The organism is Streptomyces sp. NPDC002309 (genome assembly GCF_053593375.1).
Genome location: NZ_JBSFCI010000102.1, coordinates 1 through 2,638, shown reverse-complemented (window position 1 = coordinate 2,638; position 2,638 = coordinate 1). Strand labels below are relative to the sequence as shown.

General features: G+C 71.3%; 1 protein-coding gene. It reads left to right on the top strand.

Features of this window, described 5'->3' with window-relative positions; translation table 11 throughout:
* Positions 1-2,638, top strand: a 2,638-nt coding sequence (locus tag ACWCPM_RS34680) for a FlgD immunoglobulin-like domain containing protein (protein ID WP_450980241.1), incomplete at both ends; no start/stop codon positions are given.

Genomic DNA, 2,638 nt, shown 5'->3' with positions numbered 1-2,638 from the left:
GCGCGCACGGTGAACCGGTCACCGCAGACGTGGCCGTGCCGGCCACCACGGCCCTGCTTCCCCGGACGAGCCTGCTGGGCGCGGGACCCTCGGGGTTCCTCCGCTACGAGCACGGGCGCGGCCGGTTGTGGACGACCTACGACGGCGTCGACACGGTCGTCGACGCGTCCGGCACGTCCAGCACCCCCGAATTCGGCGTGGGCTCGGATGTCGTCGCACGCTACGACGACTCGGCCAGGAACGTGACGCTGCGGGACATGTCGACGGGTCTGTCGCGTACGGTCGCGATTCCGGTCGGCCACGAGTACTTCAGCGCCCTCGGGTGGACGGTGGTGACGACGGCGGGAACGCTGGGCACCGACGCCACCTGGCATCTCCTGGACACCCGGGACGACGGCTCCTTCTCGGACCGCGTGGTGGAGGGGGTCCCCGCGGGCATCACCTGGATGGCACAGGCCAACGGTGCGCTGGGCGACCCTCGCGGGCAGGTCGTGACCTACCGCGCGGACGGTGCGGCGCGCACCGACTGGCTCGATGTCGATCAGGGGCGGCTGATCCCGCTGCCGCACGGGGCGGACGAGTACCCGTACGACTTCGTTCTCACCCCCACCCACCTGCTGTGGTGGCGGGACTACGGCTCCGTCGCCATCGCCTCCCGCCAGGACCTGACCGCCACCCCGCGAACGGTGCGGCTCAGCGGTGAGGTGCGGCTGCTGGGCATGATCGGCGAATCACTCGTCGTCGCCCGGTACGACGATTCCCTCGGCCGGTACAACCTGGGGCTGCCGGTGTGGCGGGTCGAGGCCGTCACACCGGACGGCTCCCCCGCCAGGAGGCTGCTGGACAGGTCGCTCGGAAGGGGCCTGCCGACCCCGGACGGCGGGCTGCTCGTGCCCGGCGGCCCCAGCCCGGACCAGTGGGGGGTCTCCCTCGTCGAGGCCGCCGCCGACGGCGGGCTGACGGTGCGCAAGGTTGCCGACGGCCACCCCCAAGAGGTGATCCACGATGTCTCTCAGCTGACCTTGACCCAGGGGCGGCTGAACACCCTCGAGAAGGACCCCACGCGGGAGTGGACGTATCTCCACACCCGGGACAACGGCGTGAGCGGTTCCCTCACCGTCGGTGCACGCACGACCCGTGGCAGCCTCCTCCCGGAGTACTTCAGCCAGGAGCGCCCGCGCCTCCATGACACCGGTGACGGCCGGACGATCGTCTCGGGCCACGGCACGACCACGGCCCAGCAGCCCCATCTCCTGGGCGCCACCCAGTCGCTGCCCGGCACCCGGATCGACAGCTCCCGCATGTACATGTCGGTGGCGGCCGTCGGCGGCCGTTTCGCCGCCCTGACGATGCCGTACACCAGCGCCGGGGCGGAGACCCGGGTCGTCGACCTCGACTCCGGGCGCACGGTGTTCACGACGAAGGAGCGCGTCCGGGCCATGTGGGGCACCACCCTGTGGCTGGCGTCCGGCAACGACAGCGTGGTACCCGTCGACGTGCTGACCGGACAGCGGGGCACCGAGGTGTGGTTCGGCAGGGGGTGCCTGCTGGACGGCTTCCAGGCCGTCGGGCGGTGGCTGCTGTGGACCTGCGTGGGCTCCGCGGAGGGCCGGGGCGTCTACGACACCGTCACGAAACGGAATCTCACGCTTGTCTCCGGCTCGGTCTGGGAGCCGGCGCAGCTCGGTGACGGCTTCGTCGCGACGGTGGCGGACGGGCAGCTGACGGTGATCGATGTCCGCGGCGGGACGCCGGTGTCGCACACCGTCGGCAAGTTCGAGTGGGGTCCCTGGGATGTCGACCCGCACACCGGTGTGATCGCCCAGCACGGCGCCGACAACGCCGTCCACCTGACCCCCAGCGGCATTCCGGTCTCCCCCCTCGTCCAGCACGACGCCACCGTCGCCACCTCGGTGGACGTCAAGGGCGGCGCCGCGCAGTGGAGCCCGAAGTGGTGGCTGAACAAGCCCGCGGCCTCCTCGAAGCTCGTGATCAGCAGCAAGGCCGGCGGTACGGTCGTCCGCACACTCTCCGGAGGTCTGGCGCGCGGTGTGGTGACCGCGGCGTGGAACGGCAAGGACGGCTCCGGCCGGCTGGTGCCCAACGGCGCCTACACCTGGACGCTGACCGTGACTCCCGCGGACGGACAGGGCGCGGCGCTGACGAGGACGGGGACGGTGAAGGTCACCGGCGCGGCAGCGGCGTGGCGGGACTTCGTCGGGCCGGACGGCTTCGGCGAGGTGGTGACACTGAGCGGCTCGGGCGGCCTGACCTACCAGTACGGGACCGGCGCGGGAACCCTCACCGGGAAGAAGACCGGCTCCGGCTGGCCGACGACCGTCAAGGCGGTGCCCTTCGGCGACTTGAGCGGTGACCGGTGCAACGACGTGCTCGTACGGTTCAGCAGCGGCGCGTTGCGCGCCTACCGGCCCGGGTGCGGTGCGGCGGTGACGCCGTCGACCGCGTACACGTCGCTGGGCACGGGCTGGAACCAGTACAACGTGCTCACCTCGCCGGGAGACATCAGCGGTGACGGACGGGCGGACCTGATCGCCCGTCAGGCGACCACCGGTGACATCTACCTGTACAAGGCCACAAGCAGCGGAAAGCTCTCACCGAGGGTGAAGATCTTCTCCAA